This window comes from Solibacillus sp. CAU 1738, from assembly GCF_039888725.1.
In the GTDB taxonomy this organism is placed as follows: domain Bacteria; phylum Bacillota; class Bacilli; order Bacillales_A; family Planococcaceae; genus Metasolibacillus.
Map to the genome: position 1 here is coordinate 377,282 of NZ_JBDQQN010000002.1, position 25,276 is coordinate 402,557.

26 protein-coding genes are annotated in these 25,276 nt (G+C 36.9%); 1 reads left to right on the forward strand and 25 read right to left on the reverse strand.

Going from position 1 to position 25,276, the window contains the following annotated elements; all coding sequences use genetic code 11:
• Window positions 1–39: 39 nt before the first annotated feature.
• From AAFN87_RS06960 to prsW, 19 genes are all read right to left on the reverse strand, one after another.
• Window positions 40–258: a hypothetical protein gene (locus tag AAFN87_RS06960; protein WP_347790318.1), complete on the reverse strand. Its 219-nt coding sequence runs from the start codon at window positions 256–258 to the stop codon at window positions 40–42.
• 1,396 nt (window positions 259–1,654) lie between these two features.
• Window positions 1,655–2,071: a nucleoside-diphosphate kinase gene (gene ndk, locus AAFN87_RS06965; RefSeq protein WP_347790319.1), complete on the reverse strand. Its 417-nt coding sequence runs from the start codon at window positions 2,069–2,071 to the stop codon at window positions 1,655–1,657.
• A gap of 88 nt (window positions 2,072–2,159) precedes the next feature.
• Complete coding sequence (hepT, locus tag AAFN87_RS06970; protein ID WP_347790320.1) at window positions 2,160–3,134, reverse strand: heptaprenyl diphosphate synthase component II; 975 nt, start codon at window positions 3,132–3,134, stop codon at window positions 2,160–2,162.
• A gap of 19 nt (window positions 3,135–3,153) precedes the next feature.
• Window positions 3,154–3,858 carry a demethylmenaquinone methyltransferase gene (locus AAFN87_RS06975; protein WP_347790321.1) on the reverse strand — a complete coding sequence of 235 codons (705 nt, stop codon included), beginning with the start codon at window positions 3,856–3,858 and terminating at the stop codon, window positions 3,154–3,156.
• A gap of 18 nt (window positions 3,859–3,876) precedes the next feature.
• Window positions 3,877–4,620: a heptaprenyl diphosphate synthase component 1 gene (locus tag AAFN87_RS06980; protein WP_347790322.1), complete on the reverse strand. Its 744-nt coding sequence runs from the start codon at window positions 4,618–4,620 to the stop codon at window positions 3,877–3,879.
• Window positions 4,621–4,697: 77 nt separating this feature from the next.
• Window positions 4,698–4,919, reverse strand: coding sequence for a trp RNA-binding attenuation protein MtrB (mtrB, locus tag AAFN87_RS06985; protein ID WP_347790323.1), 222 nt, complete (start codon window positions 4,917–4,919; stop codon window positions 4,698–4,700).
• Window positions 4,920–5,626: 707 nt separating this feature from the next.
• A complete protein-coding gene (gene folE, locus AAFN87_RS06990; RefSeq protein ID WP_347790324.1) occupies window positions 5,627–6,196 on the reverse strand; it encodes a GTP cyclohydrolase I FolE in 570 nt (189 codons plus the stop codon).
• A gap of 560 nt (window positions 6,197–6,756) precedes the next feature.
• Complete coding sequence (locus AAFN87_RS06995) at window positions 6,757–7,029, reverse strand: HU family DNA-binding protein (protein WP_036154459.1); 273 nt, start codon at window positions 7,027–7,029, stop codon at window positions 6,757–6,759.
• Between the two features lie 202 nt (window positions 7,030–7,231).
• A complete protein-coding gene (gene spoIVA, locus AAFN87_RS07000; RefSeq protein WP_347790833.1) occupies window positions 7,232–8,710 on the reverse strand; it encodes a stage IV sporulation protein A in 1,479 nt (492 codons plus the stop codon).
• Between the two features lie 135 nt (window positions 8,711–8,845).
• Window positions 8,846–9,562 carry a hypothetical protein gene (locus tag AAFN87_RS07005; RefSeq protein WP_347790325.1) on the reverse strand — a complete coding sequence of 239 codons (717 nt, stop codon included), beginning with the start codon at window positions 9,560–9,562 and terminating at the stop codon, window positions 8,846–8,848.
• Window positions 9,563–9,584: 22 nt separating this feature from the next.
• The gene (locus tag AAFN87_RS07010; RefSeq protein ID WP_347790326.1) at window positions 9,585–9,848 is read right to left on the reverse strand and encodes a DUF2768 domain-containing protein; all 264 of its coding nucleotides are present in this window, start codon (window positions 9,846–9,848) and stop codon (window positions 9,585–9,587) included.
• A gap of 189 nt (window positions 9,849–10,037) precedes the next feature.
• A complete protein-coding gene (locus tag AAFN87_RS07015; RefSeq protein WP_347790327.1) occupies window positions 10,038–11,051 on the reverse strand; it encodes an NAD(P)H-dependent glycerol-3-phosphate dehydrogenase in 1,014 nt (337 codons plus the stop codon).
• Window positions 11,052–11,305: 254 nt separating this feature from the next.
• Window positions 11,306–12,616 carry a ribosome biogenesis GTPase Der gene (der, locus tag AAFN87_RS07020; protein ID WP_347790328.1) on the reverse strand — a complete coding sequence of 437 codons (1,311 nt, stop codon included), beginning with the start codon at window positions 12,614–12,616 and terminating at the stop codon, window positions 11,306–11,308.
• Window positions 12,617–12,902: 286 nt separating this feature from the next.
• Entirely contained in the window at window positions 12,903–14,048 is a 1,146-nt protein-coding gene (gene rpsA, locus AAFN87_RS07025) for a 30S ribosomal protein S1 (RefSeq protein WP_347790329.1), read from the reverse strand.
• Between the two features lie 109 nt (window positions 14,049–14,157).
• Window positions 14,158–14,829, reverse strand: coding sequence for a (d)CMP kinase (gene cmk / locus AAFN87_RS07030; protein WP_347790330.1), 672 nt, complete (start codon window positions 14,827–14,829; stop codon window positions 14,158–14,160).
• 125 nt (window positions 14,830–14,954) lie between these two features.
• The gene (locus AAFN87_RS07035) at window positions 14,955–15,608 is read right to left on the reverse strand and encodes a flagellar brake protein (protein ID WP_347790331.1); all 654 of its coding nucleotides are present in this window, start codon (window positions 15,606–15,608) and stop codon (window positions 14,955–14,957) included.
• An 85-nt stretch (window positions 15,609–15,693) separates the two neighbouring features.
• Window positions 15,694–16,971, reverse strand: a complete 1,278-nt coding sequence (locus tag AAFN87_RS07040; RefSeq protein ID WP_347790332.1) for a PepSY1/2 domain-containing protein — start codon at window positions 16,969–16,971, stop codon at window positions 15,694–15,696.
• Window positions 16,972–16,980: 9 nt separating this feature from the next.
• Window positions 16,981–17,793: a spore cortex-lytic enzyme gene (sleB, locus tag AAFN87_RS07045; protein WP_347790333.1), complete on the reverse strand. Its 813-nt coding sequence runs from the start codon at window positions 17,791–17,793 to the stop codon at window positions 16,981–16,983.
• A gap of 88 nt (window positions 17,794–17,881) precedes the next feature.
• A complete protein-coding gene (gene prsW / locus AAFN87_RS07050; protein WP_347790334.1) occupies window positions 17,882–18,556 on the reverse strand; it encodes a glutamic-type intramembrane protease PrsW in 675 nt (224 codons plus the stop codon).
• A gap of 90 nt (window positions 18,557–18,646) precedes the next feature.
• Here prsW and AAFN87_RS07055 point away from each other — a divergent pair, with 90 nt between their 5' ends.
• Window positions 18,647–19,618, forward strand: a complete 972-nt coding sequence (locus tag AAFN87_RS07055) for an asparaginase (RefSeq protein WP_347790335.1) — start codon at window positions 18,647–18,649, stop codon at window positions 19,616–19,618.
• A 51-nt stretch (window positions 19,619–19,669) separates the two neighbouring features.
• Here AAFN87_RS07055 and AAFN87_RS07060 read toward each other — a convergent pair whose 3' ends face one another.
• From AAFN87_RS07060 to AAFN87_RS07085, 6 genes are all read right to left on the reverse strand, one after another.
• Complete coding sequence (locus AAFN87_RS07060; protein WP_347790336.1) at window positions 19,670–20,173, reverse strand: hypothetical protein; 504 nt, start codon at window positions 20,171–20,173, stop codon at window positions 19,670–19,672.
• 34 nt (window positions 20,174–20,207) lie between these two features.
• Window positions 20,208–21,176 carry a YpdA family putative bacillithiol disulfide reductase gene (locus tag AAFN87_RS07065; protein WP_347790337.1) on the reverse strand — a complete coding sequence of 323 codons (969 nt, stop codon included), beginning with the start codon at window positions 21,174–21,176 and terminating at the stop codon, window positions 20,208–20,210.
• 51 nt (window positions 21,177–21,227) lie between these two features.
• On the reverse strand, window positions 21,228–21,992 hold the full coding sequence (locus AAFN87_RS07070; protein ID WP_347790338.1) for a metallophosphoesterase: 765 nt from the start codon (window positions 21,990–21,992) through the stop codon (window positions 21,228–21,230).
• Window positions 21,993–22,088: 96 nt separating this feature from the next.
• The gene (locus AAFN87_RS07075) at window positions 22,089–22,703 is read right to left on the reverse strand and encodes a LysM peptidoglycan-binding domain-containing protein (protein WP_347790339.1); all 615 of its coding nucleotides are present in this window, start codon (window positions 22,701–22,703) and stop codon (window positions 22,089–22,091) included.
• 77 nt (window positions 22,704–22,780) lie between these two features.
• Window positions 22,781–24,223 carry a RecQ family ATP-dependent DNA helicase gene (locus AAFN87_RS07080; protein WP_347790340.1) on the reverse strand — a complete coding sequence of 481 codons (1,443 nt, stop codon included), beginning with the start codon at window positions 24,221–24,223 and terminating at the stop codon, window positions 22,781–22,783.
• A complete protein-coding gene (locus AAFN87_RS07085) occupies window positions 24,224–25,246 on the reverse strand; it encodes a YpbB family protein (RefSeq protein WP_347790341.1) in 1,023 nt (340 codons plus the stop codon).
• Window positions 25,247–25,276 lie beyond the last annotated feature (30 nt).

Consider the following 25,276-nt stretch of genomic DNA (forward strand, 5'->3'; position numbering starts at 1 on the left):
TGAATGAGATCTTTGGACAATGCCCCGTTTTGTCTCGCATTATTGCTTCATTTCCAGTAATGCTTGCTTTGAACCTTCTAGCTCTAATCGCATTTTTTGTGTTTCAATTTCAAAAGTTTCTAAGCGTAATTTTTCTAATTCAATTTCTTTTTCAGTTCTTTTCAACTCAATCTTTTTATTTTCTGAAATCGTATCAGCTACTATAGCAGTAACCGCAATAGTAGTAACCGCAATGGCAATTATAATTACAATCCACATACAGTCATCATCCTTTCTATTCTAATTTAATTATACGACATCTTCGCTAAATAGTTTAATTTTTCAGACAAAGACAAAATAAAAAATAGCTAACGCTTTATTTGCGTTAGCTATTTGAATATACGATTAAACTAAATCTTCACCGAAGAATAATGCGATTTCGCGTACTGGCGATTTAAAACCGTTTCTAGCCACGTTTATAAAGGCGAAATGAAGGTAAGTATCTCTTTTCAAGAATACATCATATGATGATATATTCTTGAATGTGCATCGAAGGGAGTCATACCGTTATGTGGCGGATAAAATTTATGATTCAACAATTCCTAAAAGAGCCTTTGTGGTTTAAAATACTAATTTTTACAACTTTACTTATTTCAATTATTTTTAGCAGTTCATTTTTTTCAAATAATGACTATTTTCAAAGCTGTTCCAAGTTAGCTGCGGCAATCTTTTTTTGTGCATATGCTATTAAATTCAGAAGAATTTTTGTAGCCTCTATCATCTTATTCATCTCAGCATTTATATGTATTTTTCTATCCATCCTGTCAATATATAATTGATTAACCTTTTGCAAAGTATTATAAAAAATAACGGCCCTCATATTGCAGCATGAAAACCGTCATATATAAGAAACTAGTTCGTCAATTCTCTCTACGTTAACGGAATGGCGCCAACCATCCCGCTAGTTTAAATCTTTTTAAAGTCGTTTGTACGTTGCGCTTGGTTAAATCGCTAAATACCGTTTGCAATACTGATGTTATTTTGTGAGCATCGGCAAATGCTCCGGTATATGTTGCGTCGCAGAATCCGTCTATATAAGCTCTGATCGCCTTCTCTCCGCTTGATGTATCGCCAACTACATCAACACCGAGGCAATTACTGCACTACTTCACGCACCTATTGATTAAATACGTTAAATCACGCCATATTTAACGTATAGACTGCTAAACGATTCGCTTTTCCCGGTTATCTATACCGTAATTTGACGGCCGATTTACCGTACTAAGCAATCTTAGCTGTAAGCAAATTGATGAAGATATTCGACTTTTGTAACTTCTACAAAGCGATCAAAATTATAGTTATAGCTTTGAACAGTTCTCGGTCTTAGTCCACTCAACTTCCATTGTTGATTTAAAATCTTCATTGTTATACTACGATTATTAATATCCTCAATTACATCAATTTTTGAGCTTGTTTTTTTACTAACACTTCTTCAGAATCATTGTCTGATTTTACATTGAATAGAGTTAAATCAATATTCGTATCTACCTTGTTATATTTTTGAGACAATAAAAAAACCTCCCAACAAAATTAATTGTTAGAAGGAAAATTCACATCGAAAAAACGATGATATTTTTATTTAGTTAAATTCGTAGTTATATCCGATAGTTAGTAATTAAACTAAATCTTCACCGAAGAATAATGCGATTTCGCGTTCAGCTGAAGCTAATGAGTCAGAACCGTGGATAATGTTGTGTGACACTGTAGTAGCGTAGTCACCACGGATTGTACCAGGGTTTGATTCAGATGGTTTTGTAGCACCCATCATCATGCGAGCTAAAGAAATTACAGACTCGCCTTCCCATACCATTGCAAATACAGGACCAGATGTGATGAAATCAGTTAATTCACCGAAGAATGGGCGTTCAGAATGCTCTGCGTAATGCTTTTCTGCTAATTCTTGAGAAATTACCATTAATTTAGCGCCACGTAATTTAAATCCGCGACGTTCGAAACGGTCAACGATATCACCGATTACTTGACGTTCTACACCATCAGGTTTAACCATTAAAAAAGTTTTTTCGATTGCCATTGTTATAAACACTCCTTAAGTTTGAGTAAAAGGTTTTTTTACCTACCGATAAATATTACCAAAATAACATTACCTGCGCAACTATTAGCTAAAATTTGCGCTTTCCAATAAATAACGCAATATCACGCAACTTTTTTTTCATTTGATGATTCGGTAGAGCCTCTACTTCTTTTAATGCCTTTTTCAAATATTTATCGCTAATTTCCATTGCTTGTTTTATCGCCTCTGAACGGCGAACATATTGTAGCATACTTATTCGCTCTTGTTCAGTTAATGTACCAGCAATAACACTATCAAAATAAGGCTTCATCATTGGATCATCTTTTAACTTTAACATTGGCAATGTAATATTCCCTTGCATTAAATCACTTCCAGCTGGTTTACCAAGCTCTTTATCCGTCGCTGTAAAGTCCAAAATATCGTCTACAATTTGGTAGCTCATGCCGACAAAATAGCCGTAACGCTTCAAATGACGAGTATTTTTTTCGTCTACCCCACCAACAACAGCACCTAGTTCACAGCTTGATTCTAACAATAGTGCAGTTTTACGTTTAATACGTCGGAAATAGTCTTTTATATGTTGATCTAAACGAAACTTATCTTCAATTTGGATTACCTCACCGTTACAAATCTCAACCATTGTACGGGCTAAAATTTGATGGGCGCGTATATTGTCAATTTCTGTTACATACTCTAATGCACGCGCAAAAATAAAATCACCCGTAAACATGGCAACTCTATTATTCCACTGCGCTTTCACGGTATGTCTTCCTCTTCTCATGTTTGAATCATCGATAACATCATCATGGACTAATGATGCCATATGGATTAATTCTAGCGGAACGGCAATATGCTTCATTCTGTTTATATCATAATCGCCAAACTTTGCGCTAAGCAGTACAAAAATCGGACGGATTCGTTTACCACCCGCTTGCAATAAATTCAGAGAAGCTTCATTTAACAAGTGTGAAGACGAGTTCAACGCTTTTTCTAATTCTTTTTCGATGATATCTATGTCCGACTTTAGATCAGAGTAGATAAATTTCAGCTTCATCTTTTCCACGTGAACAAACCTTCTCCCACTAAATATCTTTTTTAAAGCCTATATGCATAGCAGCTGCACCGCCACTATATCCTTTATATGCTACTTTTTCAAAGCCAGCCTGTTCAAACATAGCAGCTAGCTTTTTCATGCCCGGAAAATCACCTGCTGATTCTTGAAGCCATGAATATTCTTTATAACTTTTCGCAAAAAGCTTACCAAAAATCGGCATAATATATTTAAAGTAAAAACGAAAAAGTTGTCGATAACCAGGAATTTCTGATTGCGATGTTTCTAAACAAACTGCCATTCCACCCGGCTTTAAGACACGGTTCATTTCACGCAATACTTGCATGTAATCTGGTACATTACGCAAGCCAAAACCGATTGTCACATAATCAAATGAATTATCTTCAAACGGCAATTCCATTGCATTGCCATGGAGCAATTCGATTTGTGGATATGGTTTTACCTTTTCCCATCCAACCTTTAGCATATTTTTACTAAAGTCTAAACCTTTTACTACTCCTTGCTCTCCAGCTTTCTTAGCTAGTGCAATAGTCCAATCTGCTGTACCACAGCACACGTCTAAACATTTCGAGCCTGGCTTGACGTTCATACGCTTCATAGTATCTTCACGCCATTTCACATGCAGTTGGAAGCTTATAACGGAATTCATTTTATCGTAACTTTCCGAAATACTTTCAAATACTTCATGTACATGCTCTTCTTTCGACTTTGCCATTTTTTCAAAACCTTTCTATCACTTCAGAACAGGTCCAAGCTGTTGAATAAATGTTTTTAGCTCGTCCTTTAATACTATAGTATTTAGTCGTTCCTTTAATTTCGATTGATGTATTTCGATTTCTGTAGCTAGCATATCCTCAAGAAATACTCCAGCAACATTATTTTTTAATGCACGTCCAAAAACTGTCATTTCACCATTCTGTAAAGCTACAAATTCTCTCTTAAGTCTTGCAATTGTTAAGGAATCAAGCATCACTTGCTCATAATGAGTAAAATTATACACATCATAAAACTTTTGGATAAGTGATGTTTCGATAATGCGCATACCATCAATCCACTGCTCAAAAGGTCGATAAGTATCCTCATAAACAGTAATTTCTTGTTCACATCGTTCAATGATGCCTTGCGATAATTTTTGTATTAATAAAATATTACCAGTATGAGCTAAAATCTCATAATAACGTCCACTATAATAATCACCCGACAAAACAGTCAGTTGTTGGTCTTTAGATGTCGCATTTTTTTCTTGAATTTTATCATGCTCAAATAGAGAGGCGTGTACTATACCTACAGTAACTGCACTTTCTTGCAATTCTGCATCCCACGATTCTCCATTTAAAAATGGTAAAAGTAAGAAAAATAATTGATTTTCATCGACAACAGGATCCCCCGTATAATGCAGTAAAGTTCTATGACGAACACGCATATAAATCGACTCTTTTAAATTTTGAATTGCTTGTGGAATGTATGTTGCATTCATAGATCTTACTCCATTTCACTAAAGTGACTATCGCTAGTCAAATTTGGCGTTGTACCAATTTCTTGATAGAGAAAACATTATTTTTTCGAACCACTTTGAATGATACCATGTGAAGAATGTATTTGTGCCTTACCACGAATTTTCATTGCAGACGTATGCTCCGTAAATTGAGCAATCATTACTTCTCCCGCGTCTAGCTTCTCTGAATGATGGAATTTAGTATCGGTACCACGTGTTAAGCCAATAACGTGTACACCATCTTCCTCCGCTTCAATAATAATATAATCTGGTTGTGTCATTCGCTTACTCTCCTCATAACAACATTTTCTTTGTCTATCATACCATAAAGTGAAACTTCCGTCAGTGAGAGTCTCTTCCTCACTGATGGTTAGTTGAACCAATCGGGCTTTTACGGGCAGTTGTTTGATTCGTTCATAATCAATTCTCTTTTTTTTAGACACGCAGTTTTAGCTATACTGCCCGTTAACCTGCGATAAAGTGAAACTTCCGTCAGTGAGAGTCTCTCCCTCACTGAAGGATTATATGAACTTAGGCTAAATTCGCCACGTCCTGTGGCAATTTATCTGCGCGAAAACGGAGAGTCAGCGTAGTGACAGCAGCACATGCCTAAGTGACCAACTCCGTGTTGGCCTGAACCAATCGGGCTTTTACGGGCAGTTGTTTGATTCATTCATTATCAATTCTCTTTTTTTAGACACGCAGTTTTAGCTATACTGCCCGTTAACCTGCGATAAAGTGAAACTTCCGTCAGTGAGAGTCTCTCCCTCACTGATGGTTTATATGAACTTAGGCTAAATTCGCCACGTCCTGTGGCAATTTATCTGCGCGAAAACGGAGAGTCAGCGTAGTGACAGCAGCACATGCCTAAGTGACCAACTTCGTGTTGGCCTGAACCAATTGGGCTTTTACGGGCAGTTGATCGATTCATTCATAAACAATTTTTCTTTTTTTAGACAAGTAGTTTTGACTATGTTATGAAGGTAAATTAAGACATTTGAATAAATGTTAGTACTTCACGACGTTTTACTTCGTCTGCCTCGTAAACACCGCGCGCTACAGAGGTTACTGTTTTTGAGCCTGGTTTTTTCAATCCGCGCATCGTCATACACATATGCTCTGCTTCGATAACAACGTAAACACCTTTTGGATTGAGCATGTCCATAATTGTATCTGCAACAGTAGACGTGATGCGCTCTTGTAGCTGTGGGCGGCGTGCAACTGACTCTACACAACGTCCTAACTTACTTAAGCCTGCCACCCTGCCATCTTTCGGTATGTAAGCGATATGTGCTTTGCCATAAAACGGTACTAAATGGTGCTCGCACATTGAATAAAACGGAATATCTTTCACTAAAACAAGCTCCTCATGATCTTCATGGAACACTGTGCTGAAAAATTCTCGTGGATCTTCATTTAAACCACTAAACATTTCTGCGTACATTTTCGATACGCGTTTTGGTGTATCAAGAAGTCCTTCACGTTCAACATCTTCACCAACAGCTTCTAAAATCATTTTTACAGCTTCTTCAATTTTTTCTAAATCTACATTTGACATGAAATTGCCCCCTAAATAAATAACAAATCCCGTAAGAAATGCGTGAAGCATCTCTTCTAACAAATGAATCGTAGCATATCCGAACAATAAGTTCAAAGTGCACTTTTAACAGCTATTACATTCGTTTTGGAGTCCCCCTGCATCGCTCCTTAAGCTTCGTCGCAATTAATACAATGACTACACGCTAAACCTCCTAGGAGTCAACAAGGTGTTAGTCACAAAGGCTTTGCTACATTACTTGACGAGTTTAGCCTTTACTCCACTTTATTTGTTGGGGGTATCGTCTGCTTGTAATAAGACAAATTCTATTCAATCCTAAAGCAATAAGTACAGAATTTTTGGGCGGGCACCTCAACTTTTGTTGAATCCTACCCAATATGTATAACTAAATTATCTAAAACAAGTTTTAAAAAAACTTTGCTTTAAAAAATAAAATTTTTTTAGCGTTAAATGGATACTAAAAGTATAGTACCCCAATATAAAAGCCTTCAGAATTATGTATAAAAAGAGCAGCCTTCAGGAAGTCCGAAGGCTGCTCTATGTAACTGCTCAGATGTGTATTATTTTACAGCATCTTTAAGCGCTTTACCTGGTTTGAAAGCAGGTACTTTGCTTGCAGCGATTTCGATTTCATCACCAGTTTGTGGGTTACGACCTTTACGAGCCGCACGTTCACGTACTTCGAAGTTACCAAAACCGATTAATTGTACTTTGTCACCCTTTGCAAGAGCATCTTGAATTGTATCAAATACAGCTTCAACTGCTTTAGAAGCGTCTTTTTTTGAAAGACCTGCAGCTTCAGCAACAGAGTTTACTAATTCTGTTTTATTCATAACATTCACCTCCTCTCAAAGGGCCCTGAACCTAAATCATGTAAAAAGAGTAACATATCAAAAACCGCTACGCAACTGAATTCGCCTATGTTTTTGCATATACTATCGTTTTTTTCAAATAAAATGCAAATAACAGGACAAAACGCCTAAAAAAAGCGTTGTCCTGTTATTTGTTTTTTTATATTATCACATCTAAATTTTGTTAAATTATGAAAGTAATGAGCCCTCTATCGCCTTCATTCACCATGCGTTCAATCGTTTGACGCATCCGTTTTTTAGCAGTAGCGGGAACTGTATTCATTTTATAACGTATACTTTCTTTTAAAACTTCATGTAGAGGTGTACCGAATAATTGTGTTTGCCACAATGAATCCCGATCATATTCATAAGCATGCTGCAAATCTTTTAGTAATTGCTGACTATGGAACTCTGAACCGATAAGTGGCGCAAATTCTGATTCCATATCGATACGAATAATATGATAGGATGGTGCTCTGGCTTTCATGCGTACACCGTAAAAATTGTTCTGTTTAATAAGTTCTGGCTCATTTGGCTCAAATTCGTCCAGTGTCGGAAGGGTTACACCATAGCCATCCGCACGAGCCTGATCAATGGCATCACGGAATCTAGCTTGTGCTTTTTTCGCTTCAGAAGCCTCTTTAATGAATAGTAGCCAATCTTTTTTTGAATCTATTGGCTGTTCTAACCATTCATTGCAAACCGCTTTATATACGTCATTCTTAATTGATAATCGTATTGTCGCTACACCTAGCCCTGCATCGACACGCTCGACATTACAATCATCCACAAAATCAAGTTCCTTTAAAAACGCCGTAGCACGCTCCACATCGCGAATTTTCTCTACGTTTGCCATCATATCCCCTACAGCTAAATTCATGGATTCATGCAAATAATGAGAGCCGTCAAGTATATCTACCCAGTCTGGCTTTTCGACCTCGATATATTCGATTGGAAACTCATATAGCGCTTCTTGTAAAATATACGCAATATCTGGTACTGAAAGTTGGTCAATCGAAGCCGCAATAACAGGCACTTCGTATTTTTCAAATAATTCATTGCGTAAATGTCTTGTTTCTTCACGAGCTGGCATCATACTATTGAGCACAACTACAAACGGCTTGCCTATGTCTTTTAACTGTTCGATAATCGCTTCTTCAGCAACACGTGCCGCACTTCTTTCAATACCGTTTACTGTTCCGTCGGTCGTCACTACAATACCAATATTAGCGTGATCTCGAATAACTTTATCTGTTCCAATTTTTGCAGCCTCTTGGAACGGTATGGCGTCCGTATGCCAAGGAGTATGCACAAATTTTGGACCATTTTCATCTTCATAACCTCGTGCTCCGTCGATAATATACCCTACACAATCTGCAAGCCGAACCCGAAAAGCAAGCCCATTATCTCCAATTGCAATTGGCGCTGCTTGTGCGGGTACAAACTTTGGCTCAGCAGTCATAATAACTGGCCCCGGTGAGCTTTGTGGCAGCTCGTCCAGTGCGCGTTTCCGATCATCCTCATGCATAATATTTGGCAGCACGATCGATTCCATAACCTTCTTGACAAAAGTTGATTTTCCTACACGAACGGGCCCGACAACCCCAATATAAACATCGCCATTTGTTCTTTCTGCGAGTTGTTGGAAAACTTGTTCACTAATTGGCGCTCCCCCTTTACTTATTTCAATTTATGTACGAGAGATTAAGAATATGAAAAAACACCTTGCACAAAAGTACAAGGCGTAAAAAAAATTTCATTTACAAAAAATATAGTAGCACCCTACCTAATGAAATCCTCACTTTATTGGGTCATACATAAACACCGGTTCATTATTTTCATCAACCGTATATGGCAGTGAATATGCCGGAACAACTGGATAATGCTCCACTAATAATAAGCGAAGATCATCACCTGGCTGCGCCTTCACATCATTGTCTTGTATAAATTGATATAAGTCCATGGAATAATCAACGTAAATATTCCCTTCTGATGATACGACTAGCGGCAATAAATTATTAGAATATGGGCTTGGTACAGAAATTTCTTCTTTATAGCCAATGTTTTTATAATTAATAGTATAAATAAAAGGTGCAATTTGATCTTTATATTGTGGATACGTTGTGCTAATAAAGCGAATTTTCACTTCCCTAATACGCTCCGGAGCACGAAGGTCGACAAGTTTTACAGTTGGTTTTTCTTCAGGATCCCAAATAATATATTGGAAAATACCACCTTTTTCATATGAATTAGGAGGAGGAGATGCTATATATTTAGGCACTAATTTTTCAAAGTCGATTAAATATTTTATAAAAATATCTGTATCCATATCACGGGTTTTAATCGGTAGAACTCCAGTATCTGCTTGGAACTGTTCTACTGCTCGTTGCACAGCTGCTAATTGATCAACATCAGGAACTTGATTTTCTACTCGCTGCTCCTCTGGATACATACATGCTGATAATAATACAGCACAAACAACAATCATTATGTGCATGCTACATCTTTTTTTCATTTATTTCACCACCAAATTATTTTTAAGAAGGCCATGTTGCGACAACGAGCACCATTAAAAACGAACCAAGCGCTAACATCGTATATGCAAAAAATTTCAAAATAAAAGATAAAAAAACATTATTCACCCATTTACGTATTGCCGTTATGAGTAATACGGATACGATTAATAAACCAATTGAATAAAAAGACACCCACATAACGTCTAGTGCATGCAAACTAGCTAATGGTCCCCTAACTGAGCTCAAGACAAACATAGATGCATCCATCGCGAATGGATTTTGCAATAGAAAAACCGCCTTTCAACCTACTATGTATTTTCTACACTATTGTAAATTATATAGTTTCTAATATTAAAATAATAGGGCTGTTCAAAAAGTATGCAATGCATACCTTTAGGAACAAGCCCATTATCTCATATAACTATCACAACTCTAACAAAATGTGACAATTTATCAACTTTTTAATTGACGATCTTAACGAAGATCACCAATTTCTCGTTTCTTCATGCGGATCATTAGTTCGTCAACTGCTTCTTTTGGCGTTTTATCACTAAATAGCACATCGAAAAGCTCAGATGTTATCGGCATAGCTACGTTATATTTTAAAGCAAGCTGATAAGCTGCTTTTGTTGTACGAACACCTTCTACAACCATGCCCATTTGCTCTAATACTTCCGCTAAAGTCATCCCTTTTCCAAGCATATTGCCCGCTCGCCAGTTACGTGAATGCACGCTAGTACAAGTGACAATTAAATCTCCCATACCCGATAACCCAGCAAATGTAAAAGGATTCCCTCCCATTTTCACACCTAGTCTAGTAATTTCAGCTAAACCACGTGTAATGAGCGCTGCCTTTGCATTGTCTCCATAGCTTAAGCCATCTGTTATTCCCGCCGCTAGTGCAATAACATTTTTCAAAGCACCACCGATTTCAACACCGATTACATCATCACTTGTATACACACGGAAATAACCGTTCATAAATAAATCCTGAACTTTTTCCGCTGCAGCCAAATTTCTACATGCTGCTGTAACCGTTGTCGGATGTTGCAATACAACTTCTTCAGCATGGCTTGGCCCAGATAATACAACGATTTCTTCGATGAACTGAGCATCAACACTTTCTTCTAACAATTCAGAAATGCGCATTAACGAATCTGGTTCAATTCCTTTTGAAACATGCACAAATAATACTTTTTTATTTAATAACGCCGATACATTGCCACAAACTTCACGGATAGCCTTTGTAGGTACCGCTACTATAATTGTCGATGCATGATTTACCGCCTGTTCTAAATTCGCTGTTGCAACTAAGTTATTAGGTAAAATTGTATTTGGTAAATATTTTTTATTTGTGTGGTGCTCGTTTATTTCTACTGCTTGATCCTCACGGTGTGTCCACACAAGCGTGTTATGACCATTTTCCGCAAGCACTAGCGCTAACGCTGTACCCCAAGAGCCCGCACCTAAAACCGTTACTTGTTCCATATCCTTAACCCCTTTATAAGAAAAGCACTAAAATGCCCTTACACCCCCGACAAGGTGCTACTGTCTATGTTTCATCGTTCTAACATTGAGACAAAAGACGTTTTGGCGATTACTCATCACCATGAAAATATCACTAGAGAGCCGGAAATGAAAGTTGTCTTTCCAACTTTACAATCTAGGGCCCTCCAGGATATCGCATTTTAACTAAAATCACTTCTTCTAATAGAAAATATTGTATTTAATTACAATGGAATTTAATCACGTGCACGAGTAATTAAACGGATTGGTGTTCCTTCAAAGTCAAATGTTTCACGAATACGATTTTCTAAGAAACGTTCATACGAGAAGTGCATTAATTCTTTTTCATTCACAAATACAACAAATGTAGGTGGTTTAATCGCTACTTGTGTTGCATAGTAAATGCGTAAACGACGACCTTTATCAGATGGCGCTGGGTTACGTGCTACCGCATCTTCGATTACTTCATTTAAAATAGACGATTGAATACGCATTGCGTGGTTTTCACTAACACGTTGTACAACCGGTAAAATTTGATGGACGCGTTGTTTCGTTTTCGCTGATACGAAAACAATCGGTGCGTAATCTAAAAATAAGAAATGTTCACGAATTTGCTGCGTGTAGAAATTCATTGTTTTCTCATCTTTTTCGATTGCATCCCATTTATTCACAACGATAATAATCGCTTTTCCTGCTTCATGTGCATATCCAGCGATTTTTTTATCTTGCTCTTGGATACCTTCATCTGCATTTAACACTACTAATACAACGTCTGAGCGTTCAATTGCTCGTAGCGCACGTAGTACAGAATATTTTTCTGTTGTTTCGTACACTTTCCCTTTTTTACGCATACCCGCTGTATCAATAATAACGTAGTCTTGTCCGTCATATGTGTACGGCGTATCGATTGCGTCACGTGTTGTACCAGAAATATCACTTACGATAACGCGCTCTTGTCCTAAAAATGCATTTACTAATGAAGATTTACCTACGTTCGGACGACCAATTAATGAAAATTTAATTGTATCTTCATCGTACTGCTCTTCATCCTCTTTTGGGAAATGCTTCGCGCACTCGTCTAATAAATCTCCTAAACCTAATCCGTGCGAGCCTGAAATTGGCCAAGGCTCACCAAAACCTAATGAATAGAAATCATAAATCATCTCACGCATATCTGGGTTATCGATTTTATTAACTGCTAATACAACAGGCTTTTTCGTTTTGTATAAAATTTTTGCAACTTGCTCATCAGCAGCTGTTACACCTTCACGTCCATTTGTCATGAAAATAATAACGTCCGCTTCATCAATAGCGATTTCGGCTTGTTGACGAATTTGCTCTAAAAATGGCTCGTCCCCAATTTCAATTCCGCCTGTATCGATAATATTAAACTCATGTGCTAACCAATCTGCCGAACTATAAATACGGTCACGTGTTACACCTGGAATATCTTCCACGATTGATACACGCTCTCCAACAATACGGTTGAAAATTGTCGATTTACCTACGTTCGGACGACCTACGATGGCGATTACTGGTTTTGTCATCTGTACTTCATCCTTCCAACTATCTAATCTTTACGTATTATACACGAATTTTTGTATTATATCACACAATAAACGAAATGACATTTGTCCAGGTAAAAGTGAGTTGCCATGGGCGAATCGTGATTCCACCTGTAAAATCAGCGAACCAAGAAGCACGTGTTGTAATTGGCTCTAATTCAAATGTTTTTGTTAGACATCAAAATTTGTCTAGATTTGTGATGATACTCAAGCAATCAGTATGGAAACAAAAAAAACAGACAAGCATTACACCTGTCTGCAAAATTTATTATTCTTTAATAAACCCTTTTAATCTGTCACCAATGACATCGCTGAATGAAAAACCTTTATTTTCTTCTGGTAACACATAGTCAAACTCTTCTTCTTTATCAGGATTGTCAACAAGATCTTTAATACTTAAAGATAAACGCTTATCAGCAGCGTTCACATCTAATACTTTTACATCTAGTTGCTGTCCTTCTTTTAAAGCTTCATGAGGTGTATTAATATGCTTATGTGAAATTTGTGAAATGTGTACAAGGCCTTCAACACCAGGGAATACTTCTACAAATGCACCGAATGTTACTAGGCGGCGCACTTTACCTGATAAAATAGTGCCTTTCGACGCGCGACTTTCAATATTATCCCATGGTCCAGGTAAAGTATCTTTAATGGACAAAGAAATACGTTCATTTGTAGGGTCTACTGAAAGTACTTTCACCTTTACAGCTTGCCCTTCTGCTAAAACTTTCGATACGTCATCAACATGATCGTGTGCTACTTGCGAAATGTGTACAAGACCGTCAATGCCGCCAAGGTCAATAAATGCACCAAATGAAGCTAGACGTTGTACTTTACCGTCTAAAACGTCACCTGCACTAATATTTTCAATAATTTTTTGTTTCTTCGACGCTTTTTCGGCCTCCACAACAGCACGGTGGGATAAGATTAAGCGTCCCTTTTCTTTATCTAGCTCTGTAATTTTGAAGCTTACCGTTTTACCTTTGTAATCTTCAAAATCATCAACAAAATGATCTTCTACGAGTGAAGCAGGTACGAAGCCGCGGACTCCTAAATCCACTACTAAGCCACCCTTTACAACATCTTTCACTTCGGCTTCAAACGTTTCGCCCGATTCAAATTTAGCAATTAAATCGTCCCACGCTCTAAGTGCATCTACTTTACGTTTTGATAGCACGTATGCCTCATCTTCTACTTTGGTAATCATTAATTCAAGCACATCCCCAACCGAGATGGCATCTGAAGCTTTTTCAATGTGTAAGCTTGAAAGTTCGCTAATCGGTATGATCCCTTCAAAGGGAGCCCCTTCAATCGAAACAGTGACAGCTTTATCGTCAACTTGCTCCGCAGTACCTTTCACAATATCTCCTTCTCGAAATTCTTGGTGTAATCCTAAGTTCATTTCTTCAGACATATGTAACCCTCCTTCGCATCTTCAACTCTTATTTTATTCGAAACACTTAATAAAAACAAAAATTATCCCTTGTTTTCTAAAATTTCTTACTGCTTTTTGTTTACATGTATTACATTTTTTCTTTTGCTAATTTTAATATTGCATTTGCTGCAGCATTAATTGTTAATTCTGTCGTATCCAAGAACAATGCATCTTCCGCTTGAATTAACGGTGAAGCCTCGCGCTCACTATCTAACTTGTCACGAAGCGAGATTTCTTCTCGTAAGCGTTCAATGGAAGATTTTATACCACGACTTTCATTGTCTGCAAAACGGCGACGCGCACGCTCTTCTACTGAAGCTGACATAAAAATTTTCAGTTCCGCATCTTTTAATACATGTGTCGCAATATCCCGGCCGTCCATAACAACTCCGCCATTTGCCGCCAACTGTTGTTGCATAGCAACTAATATTTCACGAATATTCGCGTGAGCTGCTACTTGTGAGACATTTGCTGTTACTTCGTTTGAGCGTATTGCATCTGATACATCTACATTGTCAACAAATATAAGTTGTCCTTTACTAGATGGCTTTAATGTGATATTTGTACTGCGTAGCATGCTTTCAAGTGCTGCAGCATCATCTAACTTTATGTTTTGTTGCATTGCTTTATGCGTTACAGCGCGATACATTGCGCCCGTATCAATATACGTAAATGATAAATTTTCAGCTACTATTTTTGCTATCGTACTTTTCCCAGCACCTGCTGGTCCATCAATCGCAATTTGAATACGTTTTTCCATAAATTTAATCCCTACTTTCCGTCTACATTGTACCATAAATCATACGATGCTACTTGTTAGCCAACATACAAAATAGCATCGCACTTCCAATTTAAAAACAGAAAAAACCACTACTAATGAGTGGCTTATATTTCATTCATCTCTTTTTTACGGATTAGTAATTGTCGCTCAAAACAGAAACGAACAATATGTTGCTTGTCAATATCATCTGTATCAGTAAATTGAACAGAGGCAATTTTCACGTTATCTCGCTCAAAAATACGCACAATATATGCATCCGTTTGAACGTATCGAACTTCTCCGTTTGTAAACGGTAACACTATCGTTAGTCGAACAATATCTCCATCTGAAAACGATGTAGGCTGATTTACAACAATCGCGATGCCTCCTGCACTAACATCCTCTGCAACAAATTGATAAAAGTTTTCCTTAAATTCGAGCGCAACATCTACAGGCGTCTCTACACGTACATATTCTCTCCGTTGTATTTTAAAAATTTGATCGTCTGGTGGACAGGACAGCATTATCATAGGAATATTGCCACCCTTACGCCCTAAAACAGCCGTCACAAAGGAATAACTAATTTTCTCATCCGTATGGAAAGTTACACGAAACTGTGAGCCATCTACTAAGAAAGCTGTTTTTTTCGTTAATACATTTATTGGATAGTCAATGTAAAGAATATCCCCCTCTTGTTCAACTACTTTACATCGAAATTTCTCTACTCGTTCTGTATAGGTAGGTTCAAGCGTTAGTATCGTACCAATTTTAAGTTCCATGATTATCTCCTCGTGCAAATAGAATATAGTATTCCTATTATGACACGGGATTTCCAATTTTTCTATACGTTCTCAATATGTTTCCTTAAGATAATGCATCAATTTGAACTACTTCATGATTTTCAGCATCGACAACAACACGAAATGTATCATAAAGATTATTCGGTAATCTCGCAATCACCTCATAGCAAAGACGTAAATCATATCTATCATTTTCCGTATAAATTTTCTTTTCATCTTCAATTATGACACCTTCACCAAAAAATTGCTTCCAGTCAATTGGGTTTTCAGATTGCTTATTTATAGTTTCTTTTTGTATATACTCCATTGCATTAATGCCAAGTATTTCTCCATTATCTTTTGCTACTTTTACATGCACACTATCTGGATAAACTAACGCATCATCTACTTTTCTTGTGAAAACAAAATGCCATGCTTCATGGTTTTCACGCGCTTCTGTTACTTCAGTATCTTCAAATCCTGCTTTTTTCATAAACTTTTGAGCAGACTCTAAAATTTCTTCATGTGACAGCACATCTTTACTTATCGGTCTTTCTAATAAAAACGATAAAATATGCCCGCCCTTTTCAGTTATATCAGCATAGCCTATACGTGAACCACGGACAAATTGTACATGGTAAAACGGATACGCTGCATCATCGTGACTCTTCGTTACCGTTATTGTTGCATCATCAATTTTTGGGAAATACATTTTAAATTTTTCTATCGCCTCTGTTTTCGAAATCGGCTCATCCATTAAATTTTTTAACTCACGCTTTTTTTGATAGTCCGATTCACTTGCGGTTAAAGGAAAATCTGTTTCATTAAAGCTTTTTAAATTCACAGACATTGTTGCAAAAGGAGAGTTTGCCGTTTCAACATTCGTCACTTTTGACCATTTTGAAAAATCTCCATCTTGCTGGAAATAGTTCGCAGTAGCTACTTCCCATTCTTCTGTTAATGCATGTAAATTTCCATTAACGACAGTCATTTTCTCACGCCACTTATTTGCATCTTTTAAACTATCCGCATTTTTTGCTTCCTCGCTAATTCTCCCTAAATAGCGCATCCATTCATTTGCTACATCTTGGTGTAATGGTAAACGAGAAATAGAGTTACGCATATCATTACTTACACGCCAAATCGTATCAAGTTCGTTGTGCAATGCCTTTTCATCTTGAAATAACATAGACTGTGCAATCGTTGTATGCAATAATGACAATTTTTCAGATGCATTCGCTAATTCATTTGTATAATGCGCATGCACTGCTCTTTCTAATGCATGCTGCTCTCGTTTTGCGTCAAAAGCATAAAGCCCTAAAATTACGACAACAATACTTAATAAATACACTGCATTTTTCATGATTCACCTCTAATAGCAAAAAATATGTTCGCCAATTTGTTTTATCTGTGGTCGTGTCCAAATCCATTCACTTGTAGCTGTTTTGGGATTGAAATAATAAAGTGCGTTTTCAGAAGGATCCCAACCATTAATAGCATCAAGCGCTGCCTCTTTTGCTCGAGGGTTCGGTGTTAACCAAATTTGCCCATCTGCTACTGCTGTAAAAGCTCGAGGTTGAAAAATAATTTCTGATATAGTGTTCGGGAAATCCGGTGATTCTAAACGGTTTAGAATGACAGCTGCTACTGCTACTTGTCCTTCATACGGCTCACCGCGTGCCTCTCCGTATACAGCATTGGCAAGCAATTGTATATCACGCTCTGAATAATTCGCGGGTAGTTGCATAGATGAGCTACTTGGATTGCCTGTTGTATTTGCATTGCCTGATGCAGTTGCATTTCCTGTACCAGACTGCACTTGTTGCTCCAAAGGTATTCCACCATAGTGAGTAAATCGATTACCTTTTGCAATTTGATTTTTCACAAAGTTTTCATTGTATTCCGAATTATTAACAAGCATTTCTTTAGTCGCTTTCCCTGCTATGCCATCAACATCTAAACCGTAAGATTGTTGAAATTCGCGTAGCGCCCAATATGTTCCATAACCAAATTTGCCATCGATTCTTCCATTATAAAAGCCTAAGTATTGCAATCGCGCCTGCAGCTCAATAACATCATCACCATAAGCACCGCGTTGCACAACTTGCGCTGAAAATGCGTCAGACACATGCGGTTGCACAAATAATAAGCTACACATTAAAATAGATATTATTATTTTTTTCATATTTGCATCTCCTTTTTCATAGCATGCGAAAATGGAGAGGATTTATACATAATAAAAAGCTTTTGCTCGACACTAGTTGAGCAAAAGCTTATATTTTTCTATTATCGATTAAATGTTCGATTAAGTGTTGATGTGCTTGTTTCACCTTATTTAAGCCAAACCACCATAAAAATAACATAAACGGCACCATTAAGTAGACAAAATTGCCTCCTAATGTCCAAATTGTGTTATAACTAAAATGTAAGGCTATTGGTGCGCAAAGTGCTAAAAGTAAATATTCTTTTCCTTTATCATCATTTGAAAATTTACTTTTACCGAAGTAATAGCCCATCACAACGCCAAATAATGCATGGCTAGAAACGGGTAATATCGCACGAATAAATGCAGTATTTAAACCAAAAGACAATAAGTAAAGCACATTTTCAACTGTCGCAAATCCTAAAGAAACAGCAGCGCCATATAAAATACCGTCGTAAGGATCATCAAATTCGACATTGCGCAATATAACTACAAAAATAATAAGCCATTTAAAAAATTCTTCTATTGCGCTCGTGAACACAACATTCGTCACAAATGCACTTGAAAATGCATGCTCTTCTTCTAATACATATTGAATAAAGAGTATGGGGAATGTAATGATAGCACCATATAAAAATGCATGCATGAGTGTCTTGCGTGGCTCTGTTGCCATTTGATTGCGCAAATAAAAATAACTAAGAAGGGCTAGCCCTGGAGCAATCGCTGCTGATAGTATTATTAACATGTCGACCAGTCCCTCTCTTAGTAAAATATTTTATCCAATTTTATTATAGCACTAAACTTACATTTTCTGATTTTTTAAGGGGGTTTTTTTATGTCAAAAAAAAATATTTTACTCATTCATACAGGTGGTACGATTTCTATGAAAATGAGCGCTGAAACTGGCGCCGTTATCCAAAATGAACAAAATCCATTAGTACAAGAAAAAGATACACTTGCAAAGTTTGCAAATATTATCGAGGTTGAAGCCTTTAATTTGCCATCTCCTCATATTACGCCAACTGAAATGCTAGCACTACGAAACTGTATTCATGAGCACGCAAATAAATTTGCTCTCGACGGTGTCGTTATTACTCACGGGACAGATACTTTGGAGGAAACGGCATACTTTTTGGACTTAACTACTCGTTATAATTTCCCAATTGTTCTTACAGGTGCTATGCGTTCATCCAATGAGCTTGGAGCAGATGGTATATATAATTTAGTAGAAGCAGTTCGAGTAGCATGTGATTCAGAAGCGCGCGAAAAGGGTGTACTCGTTGTCATGAATGATGAAGTGCATCAGGCGTTTAATATTACGAAAACTTCAACTTCCAGCGTCAACACATTCCAAAGTCCTCAGTACGGACCAATCGGCTTAATTACGAAAAAAATGGTGCATATTCATCATAAGCCAGTTCGCCGTCAATATGTAGAAGTTGAGAAAATAGAAAAACGTGTCGCACTCCTCAAAGTGTACGCTGGTATGGAAGCAGATTTAATTGAAACGGTTGCTGAATTAAATTATGACGGTCTAGTTCTTGAAGGTTTAGGCCAAGGGAATGTCCCCCCTGCTGTTGCCAAAAGTATAGCAACACTGCTTGATAAAAACATGCCTGTCGTATTAGTATCCCGCTGCTTTAATGGCATTGCAGAAGGCGTTTACGGATATGAAGGTGGCGGCAAAAGCTTAGAAGAGAGAGGCGTTATTTTTGCTACAGGTATTAATGGTCAAAAAGCGCGTTTAAAATTATTAATCGGCCTAAACCAAATACAAACTCCTGTAAATCTAAAAGAATATTTTTAATACTATACGAAAAGCCAATCTCCGGTATTCACGCGGATGATTGGCTTTTTATTATTGTCCGATATTAATTAACCTAGACTCAGCTGAGGTTGGCTTATCTGAATTGCCATATAAGCTTTGCAACATAGAAGTTGTCGTTGTATTCGTATTCTTTAATGCTGACATCGAACTTAAATCATTTGCGAAGCTCTTTGTATATTGTGCTTGTAAATAATGTTGCAGTTGCTCTGTTGTTTTATTTAATGTTGCTACTTCAGTTGTTTTCGTTTTATCTTGCGATAAGCTAGTCGTTACTTCTTGAATATTATTTAAAGCAGATTGCAAAAGTGTCAATGTCGTTGAATTTGTTGTACCTGTCGTAGCCTTTGTATTAGTAATGATCGACAATAAATCTTTCGTATTCGTTGTAGAATTAGTTGAAATCTCATTTTGTAAGACGTCTGCAAATTGAGTTGCTTCCGTCTTTTTCTGTGTGTTTTTTACTTGGGCATAGTTATTAGAAAAACGTTCAATCGTATTTAATGCTGTTGATGATAATAAATCTTGAATTTGCATCTTCTATTACCTCACTGTTTTTAGTAGCAATCGACTATTTTACGTCACCTTTTTTAATAAAATTAGCAATAAGTTCCCCGTGGAAACGGCCGTTTTCTATAAAAATTTCATTTGCGTTATTCCCTGCAGCAATGACACCTGCAATAAATAAATTTCCAACATTTGTTTCCATTGTTTCTTCATTAAAACATGGTCGACCTGTTTCTGTATCAATATCGACACCCATTGAGCGAATAAAATTATGATCCGGATGATAGCCTGTCATGGCAAAAACAAAGTCGTTTTTCAGTACTGTTTTCTCACCTTGTACATTTAGAACAACTTCTTTTTCACTAATTTCCTTAACTATACTATTAAAATGCATCGTTATTTCACCAGAACGAACAAGGGAGTCAAACTCTGGTAGTACCCAAGGCTTTACACTCGGTGAATATTCACTACCACGGTATATAACTGTTACACGGGCCCCAGCTTTATTTAACTCGAGTGCCGCATCAACTGCGGAGTTTTTACCTCCAATGACAACGACATCCGTATCGAAAAATTCATGAGCTTCTTTAAAATAATGGTGCACTTTTGCTAAGCTTTCTCCTGGAATACCAATGTAATTAGGATTATCATAATAACCTGTTGCAATGACAACATATGGCGTTTCATATATATCTTTATTTGACGTAACAGTAAAAAGTTCGCCCGTTTTCTCTACTTTTTCAACTTTTTCAAAGCGATGAACGTTTATTTGCTTCGCCTTTACTACTTCACGATAGTACACAAGCGCCTGGTTGCGACGTGGTTTGCGATCTTCAATTATAAATGGCACATCGCCAATCGCTAATTTTTCACTCGTACTAAAAAATGTTTGATGCGTTGGATAATTATATAGTGCGTTAACAATATTTCCTTTTTCAATTACGACAGGATTTAACCCGATATTTTGTAATTCAATTGCCGCAGATAAGCCACAAGGACCTCCCCCAACGATAAGGGCATCTACTATTTGCATACTTTACATCTCCTTCAATCTGTTCCACCTATATTATACGTCTAAAATGTTTTACTTTGGTGTATTTTGTTCAATTTCAATTGTAATAATATGGCATTCTGGTTTTGCACCTAAACGCACGGGTACTAGTGTAGTACCATACCCATTACTAATAAGGGTTGGAATTCCATCACGTAAAGAAAAAGACCCATGTGGATGCACACCAAATTTCCAAAAACGAATTTGTCCTCCGTGCAAATGTCCCCCCATCATAAGTTGTGGTTTAAAATAATTTTTCACTCGATAAAAAATTTGCGGATTATGTGAAACAAATATTGTAATATCCTCTTTTCCACATTTTTTGAAGGCCTTCTCAAAGTCATATTTCATTGTCGAAGTATCATTAATAGCGCTTAGCCAAACTCGATTTTTCGACTGTAATAATTGCGCACTATTTTCAATTATTTCAACACCAACTTGTGAAAAAAATTTTCGCAAACGTATTTCTCCTACCTCATGATCATTATTTCCCCACACAAAGTATACTGGTCCTAACGTTTGCAATAGCGCGGTATTATATTTAATACGCTCAAATGAGGTGCGGCCATCGCAAAAATCTCCACCTATTATTACCGCATCTGCTGTATTTATTTTTCGTATCATGTCCGAATTAATTTCACGCAAATGCACATCTGAAATAAAAAAAATGCGAAGTTGTTCCGTTACGTCACCATATATTCGGACTGAATGCTCACGAATATTGTTTTCAAATGCTTGTTTTATCATGAAAAGCGTAAAAAGGATTAGTACTGCTAGTAAAAAAATTATAAATTCCATCTCACTAAAACCCCTATCTAAAAAAGGAGATGCTCGAAAAAAATGAGGCACCTCCTTTACATTATTGCACAATTTAATACTTTGTTCCTTTGCACTTTATTGAGGAATAATTAGTGTTTGTCCAACAGTGATGTTTTCTGAACTTAAATTATTTGCTTGAATAATGCCCTGTACTCTTATCTCACCGTTGTAATGCGCTCTGGAAATACTGTATAGTGTATCCCCTGTCTTTACTGTGTAGGTTTTTGGTGAAGCCTGCTGTGCTTGTTGTGCCGCTAGTTTTTTTGCTTCTTCTTCCTTCGCCTTTTGTTCAGCTATTTTTGCAGCTTGTTCTTTCGCTATCTTATCTGCTTCAGCTGCTTCTTTTTCTATTTTACCTGTTTCCTCTTTATTTTCTGTTTCAGCATCTTCTTTCTCATTACCAGTTGTTGCTTGATTATTACTATTAGGAGTAGAAGGTTTGTTCGTTTGAACTTCTATTTGCTGCTCTACATCATTTTCCATTGCAGGCGTCTTTGGTTCATAAAAGAATCTCACGTAACCTAACACAAGTAAAGGAATAAAAATAAAGAAGATTGTTAAATTTCTCATAAGTGGACTTTTCTTGTAATCTTGTTTTTTATTTGCGCGCGACATTCTGGAAGGTACTTCCTCTAGTTCGATTTCTTGACGGTGTTCTTCGATTTTTTCTCGATAATCTTTTTTAGCCATTACAAAGCCTCCTTACATACACTCTATTCTCATATTATGACGAAATTCTACAAAAAAGTAAACGGTTCTTCATAAGTTCACATATCCCCCAAAAGGATCTTTTGCAAGCGGTTTTGCCAAGACAATGTACTTATGTCTTGTACTTCGACAGTTCTTTTAGTTAATAATTCACTAGTGTTTAATCCACAACCTTGGCAGCAGTTCGATGGCTTGTCTATAATTTGCTGACCAAAATAGCTTACGACATAATCACGCATACAATTTGTTGTTTCGATTATTTTCATCATATCATTAACTGCCTCATACTTGGAAATTTCCATATGTACAAGCCGTTTTTTTACTGCTTCAATAGGCTCTTGCTGCATCCAATAATGCAAAACACGAAATGCCGTTTCTGAAATTTCTCCTGAGATAAGCATATTTTTTGGGTTTTCCCTGTTCATCAAATAATTTTGATAGCTTTCTACATGTCCAGATTTCGGCAAGTCTTCGGTCACGATAAATTTAGCAAACTGCTCATCACCTTCCGCATATAGCAGTGTAGCAACAGCATCTAGCCCATCTCTACCGGCACGACCTATTTCCTGCATATAATTTGCAACAGTTGATGGCATTGTTTCATGAATAACTTGACGAATATCAGCTTTATGAACGCCCATTCCAAATGCATTTGTTGCTACAATCCACTCCAGCTGCCCAGCAATATATTGTTGCTGAATAAACTGGCGATCTTCGGCGTCTTTCCCTGCATGATAGGCAGCCGCATTAATGCCACATTCCAACAACTGCATACTTAAGCTTTCTGTTTTCGCACGTGACTGCGTATAAATAATACCCGGACCACGCGTCGATTGTACATGCTGTATAATCCAAGGAATTTTGTCTCCTTTATCTTGAAAAAATTTTTTCGCAAAATGAATATTCGGTCGATCCACAGAATGAATATACTGAAAAGGCGTTTGCATATGTAGATACGTTTCGATATCATGTAAAACACTTGCAGTTGCAGTTGCAGACAGCGCTAAAATCGGCGGCCGTTTAACTGTCGGTATAATTTCACCAATACGTAAATAATCTGGTCTAAAATCAAACCCCCATTGCGATATACAATGGGCCTCGTCTGCTACGATAAGTGATAATTTCATATTTGCTATACGCTCTTTTACTTGCTCCTGTAATAGCATTTCCGGCGATGCAAAAATAAAGCGATACTCATGCAAAAAATGAAGTGCGTAGCGTTTTTGCTCAGCATTCAAAAAGGAATTCAGGGCAATAACTCGCTTTTCGCCGAATTGCTTCATTTGGTCAACTTGGTCCTGCATTAATGATAATAGCGGTGATACAATTAAGACTGGCGCATCAAATAAATAGCCTGGAAGCTGGTAGCACATCGACTTTCCCATACCTGTAGGGAGTAGTGCCACCACATCACGCCCTTCTATGAGCTGTTCGATTACTTCCTTTTGACCAGGGCGAAAAGAAGTATAACCGAAATGCTTTTCAAGTATATCTTCTAACATTTACTCTACTCCTTTCGCTAAAACTAAACGTATCTGAAAGTATGTTAAATGTGGCACTATTTCATGTAATACTTTTAGTTTTTTTGTATTATAATCCTCGATTGCTGCTAACACTTTCTTTTGATCATCTATGCTAATAAAATCGTATATCGGAAACAGTCTTTCATTCATTGCAAGCTCAACTAAATGATCTTCAATCGTGCTCTGTTTTAAACCACGTCTTACAACAATTTGATCAATTGTATAGCCTTGTTTAAATAATTGAGCTGTTTGGAAAGCAGAGCCTGTTAGTGGTATTTTAACACGAATATTTTCAGCTATTTTTGCTAAATACGGATAGTTCGGTATTTCTCGTAACCAATTATGTAATGCCGAAATATAGTTTAATTGTACATCCATTTCCGACATCTTCTCATTAAACGCTAGCTGCTGCCATGTTAATCCAGGAATATTCATTCCGGTCAATCGATTTACAAGTAGCTCTTTTTGCTTATTAGTAATCGCAAGCTTTTCTAGACTTTCAATTATTTCTTGAAAAAGCTTATTTTGCAGATGTCCAGATTGGTAATGTTCAGCTATTAAAAACTGTTTGGCAAAATGCTGAATTTCTTCGTTGCGCTGAATCGGAATAAACTGTTTTTTTCTTGATGCTTGATATGATAAAGCTTGTACAATTAGCGATAATCGTGCAAAGAAAATATGCTCATTGCCTCTATAATCCCAACTATAAAATGAACACTCTACACCTATTTCGGATTTTTTCAAACCACTTGCTGTCATAGAATAATATCCATTGTCATCTATTGTTAAATAGTTGTATTGCAATAGCATATTTACTTCCTTGTCAAATTTCTCACGTGAAAGCTTTGGTAGTAAGCTAAAGTATTCATGTAATTTAAAAATACCGACATCTTGTATCGTTTGCCCTGAACGCTTACCACGCAATAAGTGAAAGGCGGCTGAAATTGTCCGTTCATTATTTAATTGCGCAAATATTCGCAAAAGAATTTGTTGTAAAATCAAATCAAATCCCTCATTTTCGTAGTATTATGT

What these genes read in the sequence shown, in the direction of transcription:
- ndk (WP_347790319.1), bottom strand. Translation starts at nt 2,071, where the DNA reads ATGGCAATCGAAAAAACTTTTTTAATGGTTAAACCTGATGGTGTAGAA.
- AAFN87_RS07035 (WP_347790331.1), bottom strand. Translation starts at nt 15,608, where the DNA reads ATGGAACTTAAAATTGGTACGATACTAACGCTTGAACCTACCTATACA.
- rpsA (WP_347790329.1), bottom strand. Translation starts at nt 14,048, where the DNA reads ATGTCTGAAGAAATGAACTTAGGATTACACCAAGAATTTCGAGAAGGA.
- AAFN87_RS06980 (WP_347790322.1), bottom strand. Translation starts at nt 4,620, where the DNA reads ATGAATGCAACATACATTCCACAAGCAATTCAAAATTTAAAAGAGTCG.
- AAFN87_RS07070 (WP_347790338.1), bottom strand. Translation starts at nt 21,992, where the DNA reads ATGGAATTTATAATTTTTTTACTAGCAGTACTAATCCTTTTTACGCTT.
- AAFN87_RS07005 (WP_347790325.1), bottom strand. Translation starts at nt 9,562, where the DNA reads ATGAAAAAAAGATGTAGCATGCACATAATGATTGTTGTTTGTGCTGTA.
- AAFN87_RS07065 (WP_347790337.1), bottom strand. Translation starts at nt 21,176, where the DNA reads ATGCAAATAGTAGATGCCCTTATCGTTGGGGGAGGTCCTTGTGGCTTA.
- AAFN87_RS06995 (WP_036154459.1), bottom strand. Translation starts at nt 7,029, where the DNA reads ATGAATAAAACAGAATTAGTAAACTCTGTTGCTGAAGCTGCAGGTCTT.
- prsW (WP_347790334.1), bottom strand. Translation starts at nt 18,556, where the DNA reads ATGTTAATAATACTATCAGCAGCGATTGCTCCAGGGCTAGCCCTTCTT.
- mtrB (WP_347790323.1), bottom strand. Translation starts at nt 4,919, where the DNA reads ATGACACAACCAGATTATATTATTATTGAAGCGGAGGAAGATGGTGTA.
- AAFN87_RS07080 (WP_347790340.1), bottom strand. Translation starts at nt 24,223, where the DNA reads ATGTTAGAAGATATACTTGAAAAGCATTTCGGTTATACTTCTTTTCGC.
- AAFN87_RS07055 (WP_347790335.1), top strand. Translation starts at nt 18,647, where the DNA reads ATGTCAAAAAAAAATATTTTACTCATTCATACAGGTGGTACGATTTCT.
- AAFN87_RS07060 (WP_347790336.1), bottom strand. Translation starts at nt 20,173, where the DNA reads ATGCAAATTCAAGATTTATTATCATCAACAGCATTAAATACGATTGAA.
- AAFN87_RS07075 (WP_347790339.1), bottom strand. Translation starts at nt 22,703, where the DNA reads ATGGCTAAAAAAGATTATCGAGAAAAAATCGAAGAACACCGTCAAGAA.
- AAFN87_RS07040 (WP_347790332.1), bottom strand. Translation starts at nt 16,971, where the DNA reads ATGAAAAATGCAGTGTATTTATTAAGTATTGTTGTCGTAATTTTAGGG.
- cmk (WP_347790330.1), bottom strand. Translation starts at nt 14,829, where the DNA reads ATGGAAAAACGTATTCAAATTGCGATTGATGGACCAGCAGGTGCTGGG.
- folE (WP_347790324.1), bottom strand. Translation starts at nt 6,196, where the DNA reads ATGTCAAATGTAGATTTAGAAAAAATTGAAGAAGCTGTAAAAATGATT.
- sleB (WP_347790333.1), bottom strand. Translation starts at nt 17,793, where the DNA reads ATGAAAAAAATAATAATATCTATTTTAATGTGTAGCTTATTATTTGTG.
- der (WP_347790328.1), bottom strand. Translation starts at nt 12,616, where the DNA reads ATGACAAAACCAGTAATCGCCATCGTAGGTCGTCCGAACGTAGGTAAA.
- AAFN87_RS06960 (WP_347790318.1), bottom strand. Translation starts at nt 258, where the DNA reads ATGTGGATTGTAATTATAATTGCCATTGCGGTTACTACTATTGCGGTT.
- AAFN87_RS06975 (WP_347790321.1), bottom strand. Translation starts at nt 3,858, where the DNA reads ATGGCAAAGTCGAAAGAAGAGCATGTACATGAAGTATTTGAAAGTATT.
- AAFN87_RS07015 (WP_347790327.1), bottom strand. Translation starts at nt 11,051, where the DNA reads ATGGAACAAGTAACGGTTTTAGGTGCGGGCTCTTGGGGTACAGCGTTA.